The sequence below is a fragment of the Gallibacterium salpingitidis genome (genome assembly GCF_030517105.1).
GTDB lineage: Bacteria > Pseudomonadota > Gammaproteobacteria > Enterobacterales > Pasteurellaceae > Gallibacterium > Gallibacterium salpingitidis.
On sequence record NZ_CP103875.1, the window covers coordinates 394,275 to 418,588 of the forward strand.

24 protein-coding genes are annotated in these 24,314 nt (G+C 36.5%); 15 read left to right on the forward strand and 9 right to left on the reverse strand.

The window, feature by feature from the left end; all coding sequences use genetic code 11:
- Nucleotides 1-153 precede the first annotated feature (153 nt).
- From NYR30_RS01900 to NYR30_RS01925, 6 genes are all read left to right on the forward strand, one after another.
- A complete protein-coding gene (locus tag NYR30_RS01900) occupies nucleotides 154-1,425 on the forward strand; it encodes a NupC/NupG family nucleoside CNT transporter (RefSeq protein ID WP_066112739.1) in 1,272 nt (423 codons plus the stop codon).
- A gap of 110 nt (nucleotides 1,426-1,535) precedes the next feature.
- Nucleotides 1,536-2,306, forward strand: coding sequence for a deoxyribose-phosphate aldolase (gene deoC / locus NYR30_RS01905; protein ID WP_231923815.1), 771 nt, complete (start codon nucleotides 1,536-1,538; stop codon nucleotides 2,304-2,306).
- 31 nt (nucleotides 2,307-2,337) lie between these two features.
- The gene (gene deoB / locus NYR30_RS01910; protein ID WP_066112742.1) at nucleotides 2,338-3,570 is read left to right on the forward strand and encodes a phosphopentomutase; all 1,233 of its coding nucleotides are present in this window, start codon (nucleotides 2,338-2,340) and stop codon (nucleotides 3,568-3,570) included.
- 15 nt (nucleotides 3,571-3,585) lie between these two features.
- Nucleotides 3,586-4,302 carry a purine-nucleoside phosphorylase gene (gene deoD / locus NYR30_RS01915; protein WP_066112744.1) on the forward strand — a complete coding sequence of 239 codons (717 nt, stop codon included), beginning with the start codon at nucleotides 3,586-3,588 and terminating at the stop codon, nucleotides 4,300-4,302.
- Between the two features lie 383 nt (nucleotides 4,303-4,685).
- On the forward strand, nucleotides 4,686-6,056 hold the full coding sequence (locus NYR30_RS01920) for a diaminobutyrate--2-oxoglutarate transaminase (RefSeq protein WP_066112746.1): 1,371 nt from the start codon (nucleotides 4,686-4,688) through the stop codon (nucleotides 6,054-6,056).
- A 109-nt stretch (nucleotides 6,057-6,165) separates the two neighbouring features.
- Nucleotides 6,166-7,695: a pyridoxal phosphate-dependent decarboxylase family protein gene (locus tag NYR30_RS01925; RefSeq protein WP_066112748.1), complete on the forward strand. Its 1,530-nt coding sequence runs from the start codon at nucleotides 6,166-6,168 to the stop codon at nucleotides 7,693-7,695.
- Between the two features lie 122 nt (nucleotides 7,696-7,817).
- Here NYR30_RS01925 and NYR30_RS01930 read toward each other — a convergent pair whose 3' ends face one another.
- Genes NYR30_RS01930 through mobA form a run of 3 tightly spaced genes read right to left on the reverse strand, consistent with a single transcriptional unit; the run spans nucleotide 7,818 to nucleotide 10,053 of the window.
- On the reverse strand, nucleotides 7,818-9,179 hold the full coding sequence (locus NYR30_RS01930) for a PFL family protein (RefSeq protein WP_066112749.1): 1,362 nt from the start codon (nucleotides 9,177-9,179) through the stop codon (nucleotides 7,818-7,820).
- Between the two features lie 12 nt (nucleotides 9,180-9,191).
- Complete coding sequence (locus tag NYR30_RS01935) at nucleotides 9,192-9,464, reverse strand: ACT domain-containing protein (protein ID WP_066107091.1); 273 nt, start codon at nucleotides 9,462-9,464, stop codon at nucleotides 9,192-9,194.
- Nucleotide 9,465: 1 nt separating this feature from the next.
- The gene (gene mobA, locus NYR30_RS01940) at nucleotides 9,466-10,053 is read right to left on the reverse strand and encodes a molybdenum cofactor guanylyltransferase MobA (RefSeq protein ID WP_302501746.1); all 588 of its coding nucleotides are present in this window, start codon (nucleotides 10,051-10,053) and stop codon (nucleotides 9,466-9,468) included.
- 74 nt (nucleotides 10,054-10,127) lie between these two features.
- Here mobA and NYR30_RS01945 point away from each other — a divergent pair, with 74 nt between their 5' ends.
- From NYR30_RS01945 to NYR30_RS01955, 3 genes are all read left to right on the forward strand, one after another.
- Nucleotides 10,128-10,394, forward strand: coding sequence for a YihD family protein (locus NYR30_RS01945; protein ID WP_066107098.1), 267 nt, complete (start codon nucleotides 10,128-10,130; stop codon nucleotides 10,392-10,394).
- 13 nt (nucleotides 10,395-10,407) lie between these two features.
- The gene (gene dsbA / locus NYR30_RS01950; RefSeq protein ID WP_066112751.1) at nucleotides 10,408-11,046 is read left to right on the forward strand and encodes a thiol:disulfide interchange protein DsbA; all 639 of its coding nucleotides are present in this window, start codon (nucleotides 10,408-10,410) and stop codon (nucleotides 11,044-11,046) included.
- Between the two features lie 71 nt (nucleotides 11,047-11,117).
- Nucleotides 11,118-11,447: a MaoP family protein gene (locus tag NYR30_RS01955; RefSeq protein WP_065237974.1), complete on the forward strand. Its 330-nt coding sequence runs from the start codon at nucleotides 11,118-11,120 to the stop codon at nucleotides 11,445-11,447.
- Nucleotides 11,448-11,522: 75 nt separating this feature from the next.
- Here the strand turns inward: NYR30_RS01955 and NYR30_RS01960 are convergent, their stop codons facing one another.
- Genes NYR30_RS01960 through NYR30_RS01980 form a run of 5 tightly spaced genes read right to left on the reverse strand, consistent with a single transcriptional unit; the run spans nucleotide 11,523 to nucleotide 16,272 of the window.
- Complete coding sequence (locus NYR30_RS01960; RefSeq protein ID WP_066112752.1) at nucleotides 11,523-11,897, reverse strand: hypothetical protein; 375 nt, start codon at nucleotides 11,895-11,897, stop codon at nucleotides 11,523-11,525.
- On the reverse strand, nucleotides 11,890-12,582 hold the full coding sequence (locus NYR30_RS01965) for an ATP-binding cassette domain-containing protein (RefSeq protein WP_302501747.1): 693 nt from the start codon (nucleotides 12,580-12,582) through the stop codon (nucleotides 11,890-11,892). The genes NYR30_RS01960 and NYR30_RS01965 overlap by 8 nt, the downstream gene beginning before the upstream one ends.
- 2 nt (nucleotides 12,583-12,584) lie before the next feature.
- Complete coding sequence (locus NYR30_RS01970) at nucleotides 12,585-13,382, reverse strand: ABC transporter permease (protein WP_066112753.1); 798 nt, start codon at nucleotides 13,380-13,382, stop codon at nucleotides 12,585-12,587.
- Entirely contained in the window at nucleotides 13,376-14,350 is a 975-nt protein-coding gene (locus NYR30_RS01975) for an ABC transporter substrate-binding protein (protein ID WP_066421158.1), read from the reverse strand. Before NYR30_RS01975 ends, NYR30_RS01970 begins: the two co-directional genes overlap by 7 nt.
- Before the next feature lie 11 nt (nucleotides 14,351-14,361).
- Entirely contained in the window at nucleotides 14,362-16,272 is a 1,911-nt protein-coding gene (locus NYR30_RS01980) for a TonB-copper family protein (protein WP_302501748.1), read from the reverse strand.
- A 201-nt stretch (nucleotides 16,273-16,473) separates the two neighbouring features.
- Here NYR30_RS01980 and NYR30_RS01985 point away from each other — a divergent pair, with 201 nt between their 5' ends.
- Nucleotides 16,474-17,235 (forward strand): class I SAM-dependent methyltransferase, encoded by a 762-nt coding sequence (locus NYR30_RS01985; protein ID WP_066421154.1) that lies wholly within the window; start codon nucleotides 16,474-16,476, stop codon nucleotides 17,233-17,235.
- An 89-nt stretch (nucleotides 17,236-17,324) separates the two neighbouring features.
- Here the strand turns inward: NYR30_RS01985 and NYR30_RS01990 are convergent, their stop codons facing one another.
- Nucleotides 17,325-18,839, reverse strand: a complete 1,515-nt coding sequence (locus NYR30_RS01990; RefSeq protein ID WP_066421153.1) for a CoA-acylating methylmalonate-semialdehyde dehydrogenase — start codon at nucleotides 18,837-18,839, stop codon at nucleotides 17,325-17,327.
- A gap of 217 nt (nucleotides 18,840-19,056) precedes the next feature.
- On the opposite strand from NYR30_RS01990, the gene iolB reads away from it, so the two are divergent.
- From iolB to NYR30_RS02015, 5 genes are all read left to right on the forward strand, one after another.
- Nucleotides 19,057-19,881 carry a 5-deoxy-glucuronate isomerase gene (iolB, locus tag NYR30_RS01995; RefSeq protein WP_302501751.1) on the forward strand — a complete coding sequence of 275 codons (825 nt, stop codon included), beginning with the start codon at nucleotides 19,057-19,059 and terminating at the stop codon, nucleotides 19,879-19,881.
- Between the two features lie 277 nt (nucleotides 19,882-20,158).
- The gene (pdxA, locus tag NYR30_RS02000) at nucleotides 20,159-21,157 is read left to right on the forward strand and encodes a 4-hydroxythreonine-4-phosphate dehydrogenase PdxA (RefSeq protein WP_066421522.1); all 999 of its coding nucleotides are present in this window, start codon (nucleotides 20,159-20,161) and stop codon (nucleotides 21,155-21,157) included.
- A gap of 24 nt (nucleotides 21,158-21,181) precedes the next feature.
- Nucleotides 21,182-22,177, forward strand: coding sequence for a 2-keto-3-deoxygluconate permease (locus NYR30_RS02005; RefSeq protein WP_066421520.1), 996 nt, complete (start codon nucleotides 21,182-21,184; stop codon nucleotides 22,175-22,177).
- A 2-nt stretch (nucleotides 22,178-22,179) separates the two neighbouring features.
- Complete coding sequence (locus NYR30_RS02010; RefSeq protein ID WP_302501755.1) at nucleotides 22,180-23,415, forward strand: four-carbon acid sugar kinase family protein; 1,236 nt, start codon at nucleotides 22,180-22,182, stop codon at nucleotides 23,413-23,415.
- A 120-nt stretch (nucleotides 23,416-23,535) separates the two neighbouring features.
- On the forward strand, nucleotides 23,536-24,291 hold the full coding sequence (locus NYR30_RS02015; RefSeq protein WP_066421516.1) for a DeoR/GlpR family DNA-binding transcription regulator: 756 nt from the start codon (nucleotides 23,536-23,538) through the stop codon (nucleotides 24,289-24,291).
- Nucleotides 24,292-24,314 lie beyond the last annotated feature (23 nt).

Below are 24,314 nucleotides of genomic sequence, written 5' to 3' on the forward strand. Positions count from 1 at the left end.
TTTTTACAAATTTCTCAGACATTTTTTTGAAAAACAGGTATAGTTGCACCGTTTATCCTAAAGACGACTATTTAAGCCTTATTTGTGGGATAAATTGGAGTTATCTCATCAATACATAAACAGAACAGCCATTTTTCCAAATTAGAGGTAATTATGGATTCACTTATGAGTATTTTGGGCATTGTAGTTTTGTTAGCAATTGCCTTTTTATTATCAAATAATCGAAAAGCGATTAATTTTAGAACTGTCGGTGGCGCATTTATCATCCAAATCGGAATTGGTGCCTTAGTACTGTATTCTGAATTAGGACGTAAAGCTTTATTAGGTGCTGCAGAAGCGGTAAATAAAGTGATTTCTTACGGTAATGAAGGGATCAGCTTTTTATTTGGCGGTTTAGTCAGCGATAAGATGTTTGAAGTTTTTGGCGGCGGCGGATTCGTGTTTGCGTTTCGTGTATTGCCGGCAATCGTATTCTTTGCTTCATTAATTTCTGTGCTTTATTACTTAGGCATTATGCAATGGGTTATCCGTTTAATCGGTGGTTTCCTACAAAAAGTACTTGGAACCTCTAAAACAGAATCTATGTCAGCAGCTGCGAATATTTTCGTAGGTCAAACTGAAGCACCATTAATTGTTCGTCCATATATTGCTACGATGACAGAATCTGAACTCTTTGCCATTATGTGTGGTGGTTTAGCGTCTGTGGCTGGTTCTGTAATGATCGGTTATGCACAAATGGGGGTACCACTTCCTTACTTAATCGCTGCATCATTTATGGCAGCACCAGGTGGATTATTATTTGCAAAAATTTTGATTCCACAAACAGAAAAAGTGAATGATGATTTGAAAGCCAATGATGAAGATGAAAAACCATCAAATGTGCTAGATGCTGCTGCAATGGGTGCTTCTTCAGGTATGCAATTAGCGATGAATGTGGGAGCAATGTTGTTAGCATTTATTGCTTTAATTGCATTACTAAACGGTATTATTGGCGGTATTGGTGGTTGGTTTGGTTATGGTGAACTTAACTTACAAACCATTTTAGGCTGGATTTTCCGCCCATTAGCATATGTAATCGGTGTGCCTTGGAATGAAGCTGAAGTGGCTGGTTCAATGATTGGTCAAAAACTTGTGCTAAACGAATTCGTTGCATATGTTGATTTCGTGAAATATCTTGGACCGGATGCACCGATGGTATTAGCAGAAAAAACTAAAGCAATCATTACTTTTGCACTTTGTGGTTTTGCAAACTTTAGTTCTATCGCTATCTTAATTGGTGGTTTGGGAACGATGGCACCAAATCGTCGTAAAGATATTGCACGTTTAGGTATCAAAGCAGTTATAGCTGGTTCATTATCTAACTTAATGAGTGCGGCAATTGCTGGATTATTTATCGGCTTAGTTGGACCAGTACTCATGGGCTAAGCGTTGTGATACAATGACGAAACAAAAACACCACGACAATTGTCGTGGTGTTCTATTATTAGAGGATAGAAAACGTTTGCTTTTCTGAAAGAGGAAATATTATGTCAACAATTAGTCTTGAGCAGGCAGCTAAAATTGCCTTGTCATTAATGGATCTCACAACACTTAATGAAGATGATACTGATGAGATTGTTGCTGCACTTTGTAAAAAAGAGATTAACCCAATTGGGCATACTGCTGCGGTGTGCATTTATCCGCAGTTTATTGCAACAGCGAAAACAGCATTACAACAATATCACTGTGCAGATGTTGCAGTTGCTACAGTAACTAACTTTCCGCAAGGTACTGCAGATGTTGAATTAGCACGTCATGAAACAGAATTAGCGATTAAAGCAGGTGCAGATGAAGTTGATGTGGTTTTCCCATATCGTGCTTTGATGGCAGGCGATGAAAACATTGGTGCTGAGTTAGTCGCTGCATGTAAACAGGCTTGTGGTGATAAATTATTAAAAGTGATTATCGAAACAGGCGAATTAAAAACAGCTGAATTAATTCGTAAAGCGTCAGAAATTGCCATTAAATCAGGTGCGGATTTTATTAAAACTTCTACTGGTAAAGTGCCGGTGAATGCGACGTTAGAAGCGGCGAAAATTATGTTGGAAACTATTCGTGATTTAAATGTCCAAGATCGTGTTGGTTTTAAGGCGGCAGGTGGTGTACGTACCGCTGAAGAAGCGCAACAATATCTCCAACTGGCAGCGGACCTGTTTGGTGAACAATGGCTAAACGCACGTCATTTCCGTTTTGGTGCTTCAGGTTTATTAAATAACTTACTCAATACATTAGGGGTAGCGGCAACAGCCAAACCAACTAATTATTAATGTCAGAATAATTGTATAAGAGAGGAATGCTATGAAACGTGTATTTATTATGATGCTAGACTCTTTTGGCATTGGAGCTTCAGCAGATGCAGATAAATTTGGTGATGCTGGTTCAAATACTTTAGGACACATTGCAGAACGTTGTGCAGTAGGTTTAGCGAATGAGGGAAGAGAAGGCGCATTGAATGTACCTAATTTAACTAAACTTGGCTTAGGTTTAGCGGCAAAAGAATCTTGTGGTACTTTCCCTGCTGGATTAGATGAAAATGCAGAACTTATTGGTGGTTATGCGCATGCGAAAGAGATCTCTTCAGGAAAAGATACCCCATCTGGACACTGGGAAATCGCTGGTGTACCAGTATTGTTTGATTGGGGATATTTCCCACAACATGAAAATTCTTTTCCACAAGAATTATTAGATCGCATTGTTGAAAAATCAGGAATTCCTGGTTATTTAGGAAATTGCCATTCATCAGGAACAGTGATTTTGGATCAACTTGGTGAAGAACATATGCGTACCGGCAAACCAATTTTCTATACATCAGCAGACTCAGTATTCCAAATTGCGTGCCACGAAGAAACATTTGGTTTGGAAAGATTATATGAACTTTGTCATATCGTACGTGAAGAATTGGAAGGCTATAACATCGGTCGTGTTATTGCGCGTCCGTTTATTGGTGATAAAGCAGGTAATTTCCAACGTACTGGTAACCGCCATGATTATGCGGTTGAACCGCCATCAGCAACAGTTTTACAAAAATTAGTTGATGAAAAACATGGTGAAGTAGTTTCTATCGGTAAGATCGCTGATATTTATGCACATACAGGCATTACTCGTAAAATTAAAGCAACAGGCTTGGAAGAGTTATTTGATCGTACCTTAGAAGAAGTGCGTGCTGCAGGCGATAAAACCATTGTTTTTACTAACTTTGTCAATTTTGACTCTGATTTTGGTCATCGTCGTAATGTCGCTGGTTATGCGTCAGCATTAGAGTATTTTGATCAACGTTTACCTGAATTACTTAAATTAGTAACCGGTGATGATCTCCTTGTCATTACAGCGGATCATGGTTGCGATCCAACTTGGACCGGAACTGATCATACACGTGAACATATTCCAGTATTGTTATATGGTGCGAATGTGCCGAAACAATCTTTTGGCAGACGTGATACTTTTGCTGATATTGGGCAAACTATCGCTAACTATTTCGATTTAAGTCCGATGGATTATGGTTCAACAATCATTGATTTTCAAAACAAATAATTAGAGGGAATATTTATGGCGACTCCACATATTAATGCGGTTGATGGTGCTTTTGCAGATGTTGTGTTAATGCCAGGCGATCCATTACGCGCAAAATATATTGCAGAAACTTTTTTACAAGATGCAGTAGAAGTAACCAACGTGCGCAATATGCTTGGTTATACTGGAACTTATAAAGGACGTAAAATCTCTATTATGGGACATGGTATGGGTATTCCATCATGTTCTATTTATGCAAAAGAATTAATCACTGAATATGGTGTGAAAAAGATTATTCGTGTTGGTTCTTGCGGTGCAGTACGTCAAGATGTAAAAGTGCGTGATGTTGTGATTGGTTTAGGTGCTTGTACAGACTCAAAAGTGAACCGTATTCGTTTTAAGGATAATGATTTTGCGGCAATTGCTGATTTTGATATGACACAAGCAGCTGTTCAATCAGCAAAACAAAAAGGTATTAAAGCGCGTGTTGGTAACCTATTCTCAGCAGATTTATTCTATGCACCAGATGTTGAAATGTTTGATGTGATGGAAAAATACGGCATTCTTGGCGTAGAAATGGAAGCTGCAGGAATTTATGCAGTAGCAGCAGAATATGGTGCGAAAGCATTAGCGATCTGTACTGTATCTGATCATATTCGTACTGGTGAACAAACTTCCGCAGAAGAACGCGAATTGACTTTTAATGACATGATTGAAATTGCATTAGAGTCTGTATTAATTGGTGATCAATAACTTTTTTACTTATGAATAGCGAGAAAGTTCTCGCTATTCATTACACACCCCTCAATAGTAAATAAAATCTGATAAGTTGTTTATTAATAAACCAATTGGATTAGGTAATAGCTCTTATTTGAGAAAATATAAATAAAATACTTTCCTTTCTAGTAAAAAGAGGTACTATAGCTCGCCCACCAAAATTGTTAGCAATTAACTGTTTTGTGAGGGATTTATTCTCTTTGGGCCTCTTAAAGAGATCTAAAAAAGCTGAAACGCTTTTTTTAATAAGTAGCGAGTCAAATGCCCCATGGCATCTGTTTGTAGGAAACAGAAAGCTTAGGCTTCCCGCAAGGCACCCGACTTATTTTTTTCACCTCTATTAGAAGGTTTAGTTAAAAATGACAATTATCACCCCTATAAAATCAATTCATCATGCCACTAATTCTTATTATTTAGATCGTCAAGATCAGATGGAATCAAAAGTGCGTAGTTATCCACGTAAATTACCTTTAGCGATTGCAAAAGCATCAGGCTGTTGGGTAACTGATGTGGAAGGTAATGAATATCTTGATTTCTTAGCAGGTGCAGGGACGTTAGCATTAGGGCATAACCATCCCGCAATTAAACAAGCTATTTTAGATACAGTTGAAAGTGATCTACCGTTACATACATTGGATTTGACTACACCATTGAAAGATGCTTTTACTGAAGAGTTATTATCTTTCTTTCCTAAGGATAAGTATTGTTTACAATTCTGTGGGCCATCAGGCGCAGATGCCAATGAAGCTGCCATTAAACTGGCAAAAACTTATACTGGTCGAGGCAATATTATTGCTTTTTCTGGTGGATTTCACGGTATGACACACGGTTCGTTGTCTTTAACTGGCAATCTTAGTGCGAAAAATGCCGTACAAAATTTAATGGCTGGTGTTCAATTTATGCCATATCCACATCAATATCGCTGTCCGTTTGGTATCGGTGGAGAAGCTGGAGCAGAAGCAGTTACTGCTTATTTTGAAAATTTTATAGAAGATGTGGAAAGTGGTGTGGTAAAACCCGCAGCAGTCATCTTAGAAGCTATTCAAGGTGAGGGCGGTGTAGTACCTGCGCCAGCGAAATTCCTACAAAAAGTACGTGAAGTAACGCAAAAACACGGTATTTTGCTGATTTTAGATGAAGTTCAGGCTGGATTTTGCCGTTCTGGTCAAATGTTTGCATTTGAATATGCCGGCATTGAACCTGATATTGTTGTAATGTCAAAAGCGGTTGGTGGAAGTTTACCGTTGGCTGTATTAGCTATTCGCAAAGAGTTTGATGTTTGGAAACCAGCAGGGCATACGGGGACATTCCGCGGTAATCAATTAGCGATGGCAACGGGTTATGTTTCGCTCAAAATTATGCGGGAACAAAATTTAGCACAAAATGCGAAAGAGCGTGGCGAATACTTAAAATTTGCATTTGATACATTAGCAAAAGAGTATCCGTGTATTGGTGATGTTCGTGGGCGTGGCTTAATGATGGGAATTGAGATAGTTGATGATAGACAACAACCTGATCGTACAGGTGCTTATCCGGGAGATCCTGATTTAGCAGCTGCTATTCAAAAAGCCTGTTTTAATAATCGTTTATTACTGGAGCGTGGTGGGCGTAATGGTAATGTGGTGCGTGTATTATGCCCAATTATTATTACACAAGCTGAATGTGAAGAGATGGTAAAACGTTTTACCCAATCTTTGATTGAAGCGTTACAGCAACAACGTAATAAATAGTGCCTATTTTTTAGCGCAGATAAAGTATGGGAGTAGCAGCAGGTAGCTCCCATACTATTTATATAAATCAGTGATATAGGTCAGCAACTTTCTTTAGGATTTTTATGCAATGTTAAATCAACATAAAAGAGCATTATTTTGTCGAGATCCTCAATCTATCCAAGATTATGAAACAGCGATGAAAGACGCCGTTAGTGCTGTTTGTAAATGGATGCAGAATGATAAAATGTACACAGGCGGAAGTATTCGCCAAATTCGTCCAACAATTCAATTCAATCCAACTAAGGAAGGGCAAGGAATAGCGAAAACGCTAGAACATATGATTGCCATTTTTCTTAATCCAAGCCTAAAAGTTCATCACCCTCATTCATTAGCGCATTTGCACTGCCCAACAATGGTAACGAGCCAAATTGCGGAAGTGTTGATCAATGCGACTAATCAATCAATGGATTCATGGGATCAAAGCCCTGCTGGATCGATTATGGAAGAACAATTAATCGATTGGTTAAGACAAAAAGTAGGGTATGGTAAAGGAACTGCTGGTGTATTTACTTCTGGCGGTACACAATCTAATTTGATGGGAGTATTGTTGGCTCGTGATGCGTGTATTGCAAAACATTGGACTAATGAAGATGGATCAGCATGGTCAGCGCAACAACAAGGTTTGCCGCCTGAAGCATTAACAAAAGTCAAAATTATTTGTTCAGAGAATGCGCATTTCTCAGTACAGAAAAATATGGCGATGATGGGAATGGGATTTCAGTCTGTCGTAACAATTCCAACGAATAAAAATGCACAAATGGATATTGAAGCGTTAGAAACCACTCTCGCAGAATTAACTGCACAAGGTAAATTTATTGGCTGTGTGGTGGCGACTGCGGGCACAACAGATGCTGGGGCGATCGATGATATTCAAGCTATTAGTACGATTGTGAAGAAATATAATTCGTGGTTACACATTGATGCTGCTTGGGGTGGCGCATTAATCCTTTCGCAACATTTTCGTGATTGGTTGATTGGTTTAGATCAAGCAGATTCTATTACTTTAGATTTTCATAAGCATTTCTTTCAAACGATTTCTTGTGGCGCATTTTTATTAAAAGATGAAAGGAATTTCCGTTTTATTGACTATAAGGCGGATTATCTCAATTCTGAATATGATGATGAATATGGTGTGCCTAATTTGGTCGTAAAATCATTGCAAACTACCAGACGCTTTGATGCACTAAAATTATGGTTTACGATCGAGGCGTTGGGCGAGGACCTTTATGCTTCAATGATTGATCATGGTATCTATTTGGCGAAAGAAGTCGCTAGCTATATTGATGCTCAGCCAGTGTTAGAAATGTTAGTAGAACCGCAATTTGCTTCAGTGTTGTTCCGTATTAAGCCAATAGATTATCCCGCAGAATTTGTTGATGCGCTCAATCAAAATGTGGCAGATGAATTATTTGCCAAAGGTGAAGCAAATATTGGTGTAACACGAGTTAATGGCGTACAGTCGCTAAAAATGACTACTTTAAGCCCAATTGCTACCATTGAGAATGTGAAAGCGTTACTCGAACAGGTGATGAAAGAAGCTGAGCGAATTAAAGATGATATTGTGGCAGGAAAATATGTGCCGCCAATAGCACTTTAGTTTATCTAATAGTTGTTAATATGAAGTGGGAAAATATAAATGATGAATAAATATTTTCCCACTAAGTAAAAATCTCATTTGTTATGATAATAACGAAATTCTTTGAAGTATTTTGTATTTATCTAATTTTTCAATGATTGAACTGGCGCTGGAATACGCCCGCCGCGATTGACAAACACCTCACAAGAACCTTCTTTAACCGGCATAATTGGCGCATAGCCTAATAAGCCACCGAACTCGACCATATCGCCAACATCTTTATTTGGTACTGGAATAATACGTACTGCGGTAGTTTTACTATTAATCATACCAATGGCTGCTTCGTCAGCAATAATACCTGAAATGGTGCTGGCAGAGGTGTAACCTGGTACGGCAATCATATCTAAACCAACGGAACAAACGGCAGTCATTGCTTCTAATTTGTCTAAGGTAAGAACACCTTGTGCAGCAGCGGCAATCATTCCTTCATCTTCAGATACAGGAATAAAAGCTCCGCTCAATCCACCTACTGAGCTACTTGCCATCATACCGCCTTTTTTCACTGCATCATTTAATAAGGCTAATGCAGCGGTAGTGCCATGTGTACCACAAACTGTTAGCCCCATTTGCTCAAGAATACGAGCAACACTATCGCCGATAGCAGGCGTTGGAGCGAGCGATAGGTCTAAGATACCGAATGGAATACCTAAACGTTTGCTGGCTTCTTGTCCGATTAATTCACCAACACGAGTAATTTTAAAGGCAGTCTTTTTCACGATTTCAGCAACTTCAGTTAAAGTTGTTGCTTGGCTACTTTCTAATGCTGCTTTTACAACGCCTGGACCAGAAACACCAACGTTAATAACAGCATCACCTTCGCCAGCACCATGAAAGGCGCCTGCCATAAATGGATTGTCTTCTACTGCATTACAGAATACGACAATTTTGGCGCAACCAAAGCCTTCTGGTGTAATTTCTGCAGTTTGTTTGATGACTTCTCCCGCCAATTTAACAGCATCCATATTAATACCTGCTTTAGTTGAGCCAATATTAATAGAGCTACAAACAATATCTGTGGTTTTCATTGCTTCAGGAATGGAACGAATTAAAATCTCATCTGCTGGACTCATCCCTTTATGTACTAAAGCAGAAAAACCGCCAATAAAAGAAACACCGATAGCTTTTGCTGCACGATCTAAGGTTTGCGCAACCGATACATAGGAAGTCGCTTTAGTTGCAGCGGCAATTTGCGCAATTGGGGTTACTGAAATCCGCTGATTGACGATCGGAATACCATATTTAGCAGAAAGTTCTTTAGCTGTTTGTACCAAATCACCGCCGATACGGACAATTTTGTCATAAATTTTTTGATTTAAGACATCAATGTTATCGCTGATACAGTCGTGTAAATCAATGCCAATAGTAATGGTTCTGACATCAAAATTTTGGTCAGAAACCATTCTTAATGTTTCTAAAATTTCATATGATTGAATGCTATTACTCATCAGTGATTCCTCTTAAATACGATACATAGCATTAAAAATCTCGGTATTTTGTAAGCGAAGATCCAAACCTAATTTTTGCCCTTCTTCAGTACAATATGCCGATAAGGTTTGATAATCCTTTTTACATTCTGTCGTATCAACAAGAAGAATCATCGTAAAATAACCATCCATTAATTGTTGGCTAATATTCACAATATTAATTTGTTGTTCAGCAAGTAGTTTCGCCACATCATAGACGATACCGATGCGGTCTTTCCCAATAACGGTTAACACAGATTGATTCATTTCACTTTTCCTTCTTGTTGCAATAAAAATTCAACTCATCTACGGAGTTGATATTAATAAAACTGTTTTTTTGATCGGCAAAATTGGCAGTTTGATATGCTTGTTGCTGTAAAAAGCCTAATACACGACGATGACCTTGTTGTAAGTAAGTGCTTAATGCAGGAATAAGAGAACGATGCAATAAGCAGCAAGTTGGATGTTCGCGTTTACCATCAGTTGCATAAACTACTTGTGTATTAGTAAGACGAGCAGCTGCCAATTTCTCTACTAAATTTACTGGTAAATAAGGCGTATCACAAGGGACAAATAACACCCAATCGGATTTTGCGTGTTGTAATCCGGTCAACATCCCACTTAAAGGGCCAAGAAAACCCGTTAATTGATCAGTAATAACAGGTAATTGGCTTTTAGCATATTGTTCAATAGAGCGATTTGCATTAATGATGACTTCGCTAACTTGAGGAGCAATTGCTTGATACACCCATTGATAGAGCGGCTTTTGCATTAATAATTGTAACCCTTTATCAGCCCCATTCATCCGTTGTGCTTTGCCGCCGCACAAAATGACAGCAGTTATGTTTTCATTCATATCAATCTCTTTTTGCAAATAAAAGTAGAAGTGGTATTATCGCACACCTGTGACACACTGTGAGGGAAATCCAAATGAAATGCCATCGTTTAAATGAAGTTTTAGAGCTACTACAACCTTATTGGTCTAAAGATCCTGATCTTAACTTAATGCAAATTTTACAAAAAATTGCGAAAGAAGCAGGCTTTACTGGTGAGCTAAGTGATTTGAGCGATGAAATTATTATTTACCATCTCAAGATGGCAGATAAAGATAAAAATGAACCTATTCCGGGTTTGAAAAAAGATTATGAAGAAGATTTTAAAACTGCATTATTAAAAGCAAGAGGAATTATTAAATAAAAGGAGTTCTATGATGAAAAAAGTATTGCTTATATTGACAGGATTTTTAGCTGCTTTGACGACACAATTTGTATCGGCAGCAAATTTTAATGAAGGTAAAGACTATAGCGCATTGACTTTACCTCAAACAGAACAGAAAGAAGTACTTGAGTTTTTCTCATTTTATTGCCCGCATTGTTATGATTATGAAATGAAATTCCACATTCCAGAAAAAATCAAACAATCATTACCGGCAGATGTTACTTTTAAACAGTATCACGTTAACTTCTTAGGTGGACAATCAGAGAACCTTACTCGTGCCTGGGCGTTAGCAATGGCGATTGGTGCGGAAGATAAAGTGCGTGCACCTTTATTTGAAGCTGCACAAAAAAATAGCTTGCGTTCAATGGACGATATTCGTCAAATCTTTATTGATAGCGGTATTGATGGTAAAGAGTTTGACGGCGGTATCAATAGCTTTGCGGTCAATGCGTTAGTGGCTAAACAAGAGAAAGCGGTAGAAGCGTTTAAAGTACGCGGCGTACCGGATTTCTATATTAATGGTAAATATCATATTGAAACTGGTAGCAATACAGGTTTTTCTGAAGTGAAAACATTAGATGAGTTTGTACAACGTTATGTCGATTTAACCCAATTTTTATTGAAAAAATAATTGACATCTTAAAGAAAGTCGCCTTAAATGCGACTTTTTTATTGAATACTCTAAATTAAGGATGCCCTATTATGTCTGAAAGTTTTAGCGTTACTCGCCGTTTTTTTGATGATAAAAATTATCCACGTGGTTTTGCTCGTCATGGAGATTACACTATTCGTGAATCTCAAGCGTTAGAGAACCATGGTTTAGCTTTTCTTGAATTAGATAAAGGTACACGTCAACCAGTGACCGAAGAAGAGCAACAATTTGTTGCATTTTGTCGTGGTGAACGTCCAGCAGAAACCTTCTTTGAAAAAACTTGGGATAAATACCGTTCACGTATTTCTCGTACTAAACGCGTTTATACATTGTCTGGCGTGTTAGCAAATGACAATGTTGATGATTACAATGCTGATTAAGAAAAGGTAATACACTATATTATTAATTATTTTGATAAGCAGGTTTTTGATAGACCTGCTTTTTTATTAATATGATTATGAAATGACGGATTGAATACCAATATAAAGATAAAGGAGACCAAGTGTAGTTTGTGCAAGATAGTATAGCTGAAAGTAGTATTTTTTTAATAATTCATAATGATGTAAGTCTTTTAATTGGGCAATCATCAATAATCCAACGGCTAAAGCATTAAATCCCGCTACAGAATTAGGTAGAAGTAGATAAGAGCATAAATAGACAAGAGTAAAGAGAATGATTAAATTTCGATAAATGAGATTAGGTGTAAAAACCGGATTTTTTAATTTACTTTGCTTTAATGCGGCGATGCTCATTTTAATTTGTAATCGAAAAGCAAAATGACAACTGATGAGAGTGAGTACATTTAGCAAAAATATATAGACGCTATTCATAATATATAACTCCATTAACGTATTGATTTACAATATCTTCTTCATATTTTGAGTTACGTTCTAATAGTGGTGTTTCAAGGCAAAGTTTTTTTTCAACTAGCATACCTTTTTTACTTAGAAATAAAATTTCATGACTCAGTTTAGCTGCTTCATATCGATCATGGGTAACGAGTAAACAAGATAATTGTTTATGCTCTATTTTGTTGATTAACATATTAATAAGTACTTGACGTAGATCTCGATCTAAACCAACAAAAGGTTCATCAAGTAGAGCAAGGTCGCAGCCGCTTAAAAACATTCGTAAAAAAGCCACTCTTTTTGCCATACCACCACTAAGTTGGCTAGGATATTTATTTAAATCACTTTGGTTTAACCCTATTGTGGCAGCAGTAGTATAAATTTTTTTTAGATCAGGGGAAGGCATAAAAATAGCGATATTTTGCAATGCATTAAGATTATCGAGTAAACGATTTTCTTGAAAGAGAAAACCAATTTTTTGAAAATGACATGAAATACTACCAGCAGATGGTTTAACTAAACCACTAATTAATCTGAGTATCGTAGTTTTACCACAGCCACTAGGTCCAAATAAGGTTTTGACTTCACCATATTGTAGTGAAAGATTAAAGTCTTGCACTATTGTGTCACGTTGAAGATCTAATTTCAGATGAGATAATCTCAACATAATCATTGTTTCCAAGGCATAAATAAAATTTCAATTGGTTTACTAATACAGTATTCGAATAAGGCAACCAAAGTAATAACTAATACAACATAAGCCATAACTGTTTCTGTATCTAACATTGCTCTTGCATCAGCAATACGAGCCCCTATACCATCACTCGCACCTAATAATTCAGCCATTACGACTACACGAATACCAGTGGCTACAGCAACGCTAATACTAGAAATCGCATAGCTTGTGAAATGAGGAATATAAAGGTATTTGAGTTTTTTCCAAATGCCTACTTGGTAAACATCAAAAACTTCAATAGTTTGTTTATTGAGCTGCTGAACAGCAATTGCAGCACTAGCAAATGTTAGGGGAGTTACGATTATCCAGATAGTAAATAAGACGCTGAGATTGCCAAAACCGAACCAAAATAGAGCCATAACAACCCAAATAATTGGAGGGGTTGCTAATAAAATAGTAATTACTGGTTTAAAAATAGTTAGTACAGTACGAAAGTAACCTGAAATGAAACCACTACTTAATCCTAATAATAAAGCACCGCCGACACCAACAAATGCACGCCAAAGTGATAATTCAATCTGATTGTGTTGGATGTCACTAAGTAATTCAATAGCTTTATGAAAGACTGTGATTGGTGAAGGTAGTAGAAACTCACCAACGCTAATACTTGCCCATTGCCATAGAGAAAGAAAAAAGCAAACAATAGCAAGGGTGGCGAAGCCACTCCAAAGGTAATCAACGATGTAGAAAATAGTTGATTGCGGTTTACGAATTTTATCAACAATTAACATAAGAAGAAGCTATCATCAGGTAGTTTGCCGCCTAATAATTTAGGGTTATAACGAAGAATAACTTCATAAAATTTTATTAATTCTTCTTTTAACTCTGATCCTTTTAGCACAACTAAATTGGAATTTGGAATTGCATTAGCAATCGCTGGTACTGGTGCTGGGAAATAGTTACTACCAATTTCTGCGGCACTTTGTGGATTGTCTTTGATCCACGTTAAAGCATTTTTCAGGTCTTGATGCAGTAATTCAAAGTATTGCTGATGCGATTGGAAGAAATCAACATTAGCAATGATACCAGCTTGAGGAATTAGAGGTCTTACATTAAATGCTTCTGCCCAAGCCTCAACAAAATCAAAGCTACGTAACACTTCTACTCCCATTTTTTTACCACGTAAAATACAAGCACTAGTTAGTGGTTCTGGAAGGAATGCCGCATCAAAGTCTTTTGTTAGAAATAAGCCAACAGCTTCAGCAGGAGTAGCTGTATAAGTAATAGAAACTCTGTTTTCATCAATATTAAGTTGCTTTAATAGAGCTCTAAATGAGATATCTGGCATATCATTTTTGAATGGCATAATCACTTTTTTATCAATAAGTTGCTCTGGTTGACTGATAATTTTTTTAGCAACTAATTTAGTTACACCGGCTGTAAGTATATTGATCATTCCTACATTTTGACCTTGATTACGTAGATTAACGCCAACATTGCTTGGGCTCATCATTACTTTAAATTCACCACTTGCGACACCAGCTCGAAGTTGATCAGGGTTACGCCAAATTTTCATAGATAGATCAACTTCTCTAGCTAATTGCCCTTGTAAGGTAGCGACTGCAATAGTTAAGCTTGGGATAGCGGGAGCACCATAGATAGTAAAGTTCTCTCGATTGGTGGCAAAGAGAGGTGGCATTACACCAGCCAGAGCTAGTACGGAAGAAAATTGCAAAAAGGTTCTACGATTAATATTCATAATTTTTCCTCTTAGAATGAAGTATGTAAGCTGAGCCAGTAGGTACGTCCTGGAGCATAGACAACATTTGGAGTTAGTGCCATTACATGATCACCGCTGATAAATTCAGCATATTGACGATTAAATAGATTATTTACTCCTAAACGGATACCGTATTTATCTTTGATATTGATACCTGCATAAAGATCAGCAATAGTAAAAGCTTTAGCTGCATCATATCGATCAATACCTAGTCCTGTTCTAGGATCAAAATCACCTCTAGATTGTTTTGCTACATATCTCATAGCAATGCCTAAATTGTAACTGCCGTATTTGAAGTAATTTTTATAATCAAGATTGGTGGTTAATTCAAATGGGTGAACTTGATAAAGAGGACGGTGATCTGTACGATTTTGACCATAATTATATTGAGCTTTGAGACCAAATGCCCAATGTTGGTCAAAATTATAATTACCATAAAGTTGAGCTGAATAAATAGTTGCATTTACATTACGACTAATTACACCGCCATTAGTAAGTACAGAATGCTTTCTGACACGATCAAAAATAATTAGATTTTTAACATTATCATAGAGTAATGAACCGCCAATATTCCATCCATTTCTAATCAATGAATTGAGATATCCTTTATAAAACTCATTTTTTAAATCAAAATCAAATTTAATTCGGTTATGCTCTTCTGGTTTAAGCCAAGGATTACCAATAATAGCTGCCATTGTATTTTGATTCATCATTGTATTATTAAGTCTAACAACGACAGCAGCAACCGAGTTGAATCTTTCAGGATTATTACCAATACGTTCAATATGACCTAAGCTAAGGCTATATTGTTGTAGATCTGTTGGAGTGAAATCATATTTAATCTCAGCTGAGAACGTATTTTGCTTGATTTTATTGTTTACAGATTGACCAAAATAGAGATTCCATAGCTGATTAGGATTAGCAAAAGATAGCATAGGATTATTAGGGTTTGGGATTCGTTCATTGGCTTTACGAATTTTTGCTTGATTATTTTCGTAAGTGATACCTAATGCAACTTTGTGTTGAGCATTAAATTGATAACTTAATTCATCAAACAGGCGGAAACGGTTTACTCTAATATCAGCAAAACGGTAACCATTTAAGAAATCTTTATTTGGTGTATGGACATATCTATTACCATTGTGGGTATCTTGTTGGTAGCTAAGTCCCACCATATTATGGATTTGTCCGAAATCACGATCATATTTTAAGCTAACATCATAAATTTCCCTATCTAGTAACATATACACATTAGGGGAATTATGGCGTAATGTATAGTTATCGGCATGACGTTTGACTTTACGATAAGTGAATTCAGTATTTAGTGTATTACTAAGATTTTCAGCACCTAAACGAGCATTAAAGCGAGTGACTAATCTTTCTGTATTAATAGGATCCATTTGGTGTTGTGGCTGTTTATCGTCATCAATATCATCATGAATTAATGTAAATCGGTATTCACTCCAATGATTAGGTAACCATCCTAAAACCATGGCTTGATTGAAGCGTGTATATCCCCAATCAGCTTTATTCCCATCTGCATCTTTATAATCATTTGCTTTGCTATGATTAAGATTCAAAATGGCATAATAGTTTGCTTCACGAACTCCAGATAGCACACTATTATAAAAGCTACGTCCATAGAAACCAGAGCTAATTTTTAATGGGGAAATACCATTATTGATAGGATCGGTAACAGAAAAGTATTGGCTACGATCTGTGCGATCGAATTGGTTCTCTATTTGATATTTTTGAGCTTGAGTAGGTGGAATCGGTTTAGGGGGAGCAAAATCTTTAATTGGTTGGATATCATCTGGATTTGCCAGATCTGCGAATAAAGATGGGGAAATAATGGAACATGCAATTATCCATTTTAGGTTGTTAATAACATATTTTTTCATAGTGGCCTCTTAAATTAAATGATAATTATTATCATTTAATTTTAATTATTGCTTAAAATAAAAACAGTTTAAAATACCTATATGTAGGTATTTCATTGTGAAAAATACGAATTTTATTTAATAATAATCATTATCATTTATAATGAATGTTAAATAATGTATTTAAAATGCAGGTTTTATTCCGATAGTAAGAGGTGATCTATGAAAAAAGATGAAGTTGGGCATAGTTTTTTGGCAAGGTTAGGGAAAACAAGATTACGACCTGGTGGGCGAAAAGCAACTGAATGGTTAATTTCACAAGGACAATTTGATCAACACAAGAAAGTGTTGGAAGTTGCTTGTAATATGGGGACTACAGCTATTGGGTTAGTAAAACAATTTGGCTGTAAAATTGAAGGAGTGGACTTAGATGAAACTGTTTTAGAAAAAGCAAAACAGAATATCTTGTTAAATCAATTACAAGAAAAAATTCATGTACAACGAGCTAATGCGATGAAATTACCTTTTGAAGATAGTAGTTTTGATATAGTGATCAATGAAGCTATGCTGACAATGTTGCCTGTGGAGGCGAAAAAGAAAGCGGTACAAGAATATTATCGTGTATTAAAACCAGGTGGTTTACTATTGACGCATGATGTGATGTTGAACACAAATGATAGTGAAACCATTATTCAACGTTTACGTGATGCAATTAATATAACAGTAACGCCATTAACAAAAGAGGGATGGCAAGAGGTTTTTTCTAGTATAGGATTCCAGAAAATTAATACTTTTTCTGGTGATATGACATTATTATCGCCAAAAGGTTTAATTTATGATGAAGGTATTTGGGGAGCATTAAAAATCATTAAAAATGCACTAAAGTCTGAAAATAGAACAACATTTAAGAAAATGTTTAAAGTATTTAACGATCCAAGTAAACCATTAAATTTTATTGCCGTATGTAGTCAGAAACCAGAATAAATTATAAAAAAATGTGTGTGGCGAGCAACCACACACATAAATCTTGAGTGTCTTTAGAACTGCTCAAGAGAAGAGAGCCGTTACATTAATTAAAGTGTTGGCATACTAAATGCAGCGCCTTGTTCTCGTACTTTATGATTTGGCCAACGGCTGGTTACAGTCTTCATTCGAGTATAGAAACGTACACCATCTGGGCCGTATGCATTTAATGGTCCAAAGATAGAAGATTTCCAACCACCAAAGCAGTGGAACGCCATTGGTACTGGAATTGGAATATTAATACCGACCATACCCGCTTTAACATCGTGGCTGTATTGACGAGCAGCATCACCATCGCTGGTGAAAATTGCACTACCATTACCATATTGGTGATCATTGATAAGTTTAATGGCTTCATCGTAGTTTTTCGCACGAACAATCGCCAATACTGGGCCGAAAATTTCTTCTTGGTAAATCTTCATATTTGTAGTGACGTTATCGAATAAGGTACCGCCAATGAAATAACCATTTTCATGACCAGCAACTTTATAACCACGACCATCAACGACGAGTTTTGCACCTTCCGTAACACCGGAATCAACATAACCAGAAACTTTCGCCAAATGTTCTTTAGAGATTAATGGTCCCATATCATTTTCTTTTTCACCTTCAGGTAAAATGCCCGGACCGATACGTAATGCTTTTACTTTTGGTGTTAAGCTTGCTACTAAAGCATCTGCAACTGCATCATCAACAGTAACAGCAACAGAAAGCGCCATACAACGTTCACCAGCAGCACCGAAAGCAGCACCTAATAACGCATTTGCAGTGGTTTCAATATCGGCATCTGGCATAATTAATGCATGGTTTTTCGCTCCACCTAATGCTTGTACACGTTTGCCATGTGCAGAACCTACTTCATAAATGTATTGGGCGATTGGTGTTGAACCTACGAAGCTGACTGCTTGAATACGCGGATCACGTAATAACACATCAACGACTTCTTTATCACCTTGTACAACATTGAATACACCGTCTGGTAAGCCTGCTTCTTTAAGTAATTCTGCTAAACGGATAGAAAGTGAAGGATCTTTTTCAGATGGTTTTAACACAAAAGTATTCCCGCAAGCTAAAGCAACAGGGAACATCCACATTGGCACCATTGCTGGGAAGTTGAATGGGGTAATACCTGCGACAACACCTAAAGGTTGCATAATTGAAAAACTATCAATACCACGACCAACGTTAGCTGAGAATTCGCCTTTTAAAAGGTGTGGAATACCAGTAGCAAACTCGACAACTTCTAAGCCACGAGTTAGTTCGCCGATTGAGTCAGAGTAGATTTTGCCATGTTCATTGGTGATTAAACGGGCAAGATTGTCAAAGTTCTTTTCTAATAACTCTTTGAATTTGAATAAAATTCTTGCACGACGCAATGGTGATTGTTGTGACCAGCCAGGGAAAGCGGCCTGCGCTGCGCTGATTGCTGCATCCATTTCATTGACTGTACTTAATTTAACTTGTTTGGTTTGCTCACCAGTCGCAGGGTTATATACAAAAGAACTTCTTTGACTTTGACTTTCAACACATTGTCCATTGATAAAATTTGGAATAACTTGATTCATAAATAATCCTCACGTTAGTTTGTTTAACATTTGATTGTTTGGCAATGATGATAACAATACTCTTATGAAATAAAAATTTCAAATAAAAATCTTTTTAAAATATATTTTTTGTTTTATTTTGTGATCTATGTTGTATCTTGAGAAAAACAAAGTTCAATGATTGACTTTTATCGCCTATACTTGGCGTACTTTTGTAACAAACAGAAAGAGGTTTTTTATGAGCAAATTATTAGCAAAATCTAACAAAATTACTGATGGTTTTCGTCAACAAATAACTCCTAAGAGTGCAGGCTGGGAGTATGTTGGCTTTGAATTATTGCATTTATCAGCGGGTAAACAACATTGCTTTGATACTACTGATACAGAAGTCTGTTTTGTGATGATGAGCGGTTATGCAACATTTCAAGTAGATGGTGAAACTTTTCAACGTTTAGGTAATAGACAAACTCCATTTGAACGTATTCCACCTTATTCTTTATATGTACCTCATCATAAAAATGTTCAAATTACCGCAGACAGTGAAACAGAAATTGCAATTTGTCGTGCTCCAAGTCAAGGGAATTTACCAGTACGTTTAATTACTCCAGCAGATGTCGGTGTGGAAAAACGTGGATACGGCAATAATAAACGCTTAGTACACAACATTCTGCCAGAAACCGAACCTGCTGATGCATTGTTAGTAGTAGAAGTCTTTACTGATGAAGGTTGCACCAGTTCTTTCCCAAGTCATAAACACGATCAAAAGAATTGCGAAACAGAAACTTATTTAGAAGAAACCTATTATCACCGTTTTGAGCCAAGCCAAGGCTTCTGCTTACAACGTGTTTATACCGATGATCGTAGTTTAGATGAATGTATGGCAGTGTATGACGGTGATGTTGTACAAGTGCCAAAAGGCTACCATCCTGTGGCGACCATTGCTGGTTACAATAACTATTATTTAAATGTAATGGCGGGTCCTGTTAGAAAATGGCGTTTTACTTGGGAAAAAGATCATCAATGGATCAATACCGAAGAGTACGCAAAGAAATTTACTAAATAATCATTCCTTCAATTCGTCCTTAACTAACCTTAAAGCCAACTCTTGCAGTTGGCTTTTTTTTCACTAAAAAATCATTATTTTGATTAAATAAAATCTTTATGATTATTTTTAATCAAAATGTGATATTGCTCACAGATCAGTTTTTATCAATAAAATATACTTTTTTCACAAAATTTAAGAAGTGAATTATTTTTTAATCTTTTATTTATGATTAAAAATAATCAAAAATGAATTTTGGGTTATTTGAAATAGTTTGTAGTGAACCAAGGAGTATTAAATGAAGCCAATTTTGGGAATAACTATGGGAGATGCAGCAGGGATTGGTGCAGAGGTCATTGTCAAATCACTTGCAGATCGACAATTGTATGAACTTGCACATCCTGTTGTGATTGGTGACAAAAAGATGATGGAAAGAGCGATTAATTTGCTTAATTCATCATTGAAATTAAGAACCGTAACTGAATTAGACGGGTTTACTGCTGAATATGGTTATATCGATTTAGTGGATTTAGATAATTTACCAGCAGATCTTCCTTTTGCTCAAGTTGATCCTCGCGCAGGGTGTGCAGCTTATGAATATATTGAACGTGCAGTGCAATATGCTATGGCTGAAAAAATTCATGCAGTGGTTACTGCACCTTTGAATAAAGAAGCGTTGCATGCAGGGGGAAAAATGTTCCCTGGACATACTGAAATTCTTGCAACATTAAGTGGCACTAAAGATTATTCAATGATGTTAGTTAGCCCGAAATTACGGGTTATTCATGTTACAACGCATGTGCAATTACGCAAAGCTTGTGATCTTGTGAAAAAAGAACGTGTTCTTACAGTGATCAAACTCGCAGATGAAAATGCAAGAATGCTTGGTTTCAAACAACCAAGAGTCGCTGTTGCTGGTTTAAATCCTCATTCAGGTGAAAATGGTATGTTTGGGGATGAAGATAGTAAGGAAATTTTACCGGCAATTGAAGCGGCAAAAGCTTTAGGCATCAATGCATCAGGCCCAATTCCACCAGACACAGTTTTCCATCGTGCCGCAAATTTAGATGAATTCGATATTGTAGTCGTGATGTATCACGATCAAGGTCATATTCCAATCAAATTATTAGGTTTTGATACAGGCGTCAATGTAACTGTAGGGTTACCGTTTATTCGTACGTCTGTTGATCATGGTACAGCATTTCCAATTGCAGGTAAGGGTGTCGCCGATAGTAAGAGTATGAGTGAAGCACTTTATCTTGCAGCGCAAATGGCACAAAGCAAACTTCAAAATTAATTGTATGTTTTATAGGAGAATATTATGTCTAGTAACCAAACTACAAAATCTATGATTCCACTATATGATGGTATGAATAAGATTCCTGGAGGAGCAATGGTCATTCCATTGGTATTGGGTTCTATTATAGGTACATTTTTTCCAGAATTTTTAGGACTAGGTTCGTTTACAACAGCATTATTTAAATCATCTGCTGGCCCATTAATTGCCTTACTTATTTTTTCTACTGGTATGCAGATTACCTTGAGGAGTTCTGGACCATTGCTTGCACATACAGGAGTTATCTTATTATTCAAAACAATTGTACCTGCAACATTAGTTACTTTATTAGGATTATTTATTGGTAATGATGGTATCTGGGGTATTTCTTTATTAGCAATGCTTACTGTTGTTGCCAATTCTAATGGTGGTATTTGGTTAGCATTTACTGGTAAATATGGGGATTATAGAGATAGAGGTGCTTATATAGCATCAGCTGTAAATGATGGACCATTTTTTGTTTTACTCTTTTTAGGAGCGTCTGGATTAGCTGATATTCCTTTTTCATTAATGTTAGCAGCCGTTTTACCATTAGTTATTGGTATGATTATTGGTAATTTAGATCCTAAATGGACAGATTTAATGAAACCGACTGGTGCTATTGTTATACCTTTCTTTGCTTTTGCTTTAGGAACAGGAATTAATTTGCACGCAATTGTTACTGGTGGGGCAACAGGAATTATTTTAGGTGTTCTTTCATCAGTTTTAACAGGTTTCTTAGTTTTCATTGGTTATAAAACTATTTTGAGAAGAGGTAATTTATCAGGAATTGGGTTTGCAGCAGGTACTACAGCAGGGAATGCTATTATTACTCCTGAAATTGTTGCTCAAGCTGATCCAACTTTTGCACCGTTCGTGCAAACTGCAACTGCACAAATTGCTGCCTCTGTGTTGGTGTCCGCAGTGATTGCTCCTTTACTTGCAGCATGGGTATTAAAACGTCAAGGTGGCTTAGTTGAAGAAAGTAAAGGAGAAAATTAAAAATGGCTAAAAATAGTTTATTAGTTGTTGCTGACGATCTTACAGGGGCAAATGATACTGGCGTTATGTTTGCTGGTAAAGGATTCCCTACTATATTGAAAACTAATGCTCAATCACTAGTTAATACTAATTTTGATAAAGCTGACGTGTTTACTGTATTTACGGATTGTAGGGCAGCTAGAGAGAATGCAATTAATGCAACGTATGATGCTATTCTTGCAGGTATAAAAAACGGTGTTCAACAACTATACCTAAAGATAGATTCTACAATGAGGGGTTCTGTGAAATATCAAATTGCAGGTGCATTAAACGCGTGGAAAACAATTTATCCTAATGCCAAAGCAGTTATTTGTTCAGCGTATCCTGAAATGGGGAGAACAATTGAAGATGGAATTCTTTATGTAAATGGTATTCCAGTTGAGGATACTCCTTCAGGGAAAGATGCGATTTGTCCAGTATTATCTTCACGTATGCAAGAGTTATTACCTGAATCTGTAGCATTACAGATTACTACGGAAGATGAATTGGTTAATACAATTATGGCTTCTTCAGCAGAACAATTTGTAATTGACGCAAGGACAGAAGAGGATCTTGTTATTATTGGCAATGTTATTGCTAAAATTGGTAATAGTATTATTCCTGTAGGTTCTGCAGGTCTAGCAAATAGATTACATATTCAGTCGCATAAATCAGATATAGTATGTAGAGATTCTATATCATTAGGGCGTTCACTGGTTTTAGTTACTTCAATTCATGAAACGAGCCAACAACAAGTAGATGAATATATCTCTCACGCTGGAGGTAGTTCGATTGTATTTAATCCATCGCCATTGCAACTACTTAATCATGAAGTTTCATCTAATGCGTTAAAACATCAATTAAGTGCTTTAATTAGATCTAGTAAGGATAATGTTATTATTAGAGCGAATCTTACTAAAGTAGATGCTAGTGAAGGAAGTATTAATAGTGTAGCAAGGACATTAGCAAAAGATTTAGCTGAATTAGCTTTATTTTGTTTGGAAAATGAGCATTTTGATTCTTTAATTTTATTTGGTGGTGATGGTGCGGCAACATTGCTAGAGAAGATGGATGTTTCTGAGATGAGATTACTATTTTCTATGGTACCAGGTGTTCCTCTATGTAGAATTGATGATCCTAAATATCAAGGGTTATGGGTAATGACTAAGTCCGGTGGATTTGGTAATAAGAATTTATTAAGAACTATTATGGAGAAATAATATTCTACGAAAAGTGAAGAATTTGAGAAAAACAAAAATTTAGTGAATAATTAGTCAAAATTATTAGATTAAAACACACATCACCGTATAGTGATGTGTGTTACTATCGGACTACAAATTATGTCGCCAGATCGTTTAGAACAAATCCTTCTTTTTTTAAAAAATAATAATATTGCTACGGTGGAGCAATTAGTTAAAGTCACCAATGCTTCTCCAGCGACTATTCGTCGTGATTTAATTAAATTAAATGAACAAGGTTCAGTAATTCGTACTCATGGAGGAGTCAGTCTAAATACCTTTATTGCCTCACAACCTACAACTAACGAAAAACAACTTAAATTTGTCGTCGAAAAAGCCAGAATCGCCGATTATGTTGCTTCTTTTGTGAAAGCTGGAGATTCCATAGTGTTGGATGCGGGAACAACAACGCTATGTATCGCAAAAAAAATTGCGCATTTACCGTTAAGAGTAATTACTACAGATTTGCATATTGCATTGTTTTTATCTGAATATAAACAGATCGATTTGATGTTAACAGGCGGCTATATTGATAATTCCAGCCAATCTTGTATCGGTAATCATAGTATTCATTTGTTGCAAAATGTTTATCCTGACGTGGCTTTTGTAAGCTGTAATTCTTGGAGTTTGGAAAAAGGTGTGACTGCACCGACAGAAGATAAGGCTAATTTAAAAAGTAGTCTGCTGAAAAATGCGAAACGGCGTGTATTAGTTGCTGATAGCAGTAAATATGGCAAATATTCACTGTTTAGTGTCGCTAAATTAGCCGAATTTACCGAGATTGTGACTGATAGTAATTTAGCTGAATCGGTAGTACATGAATTGAAGAGTGAACAATTTAAATTGTCATTAGTGTAAGTTAAAAAAGCGTGTAACCTAAT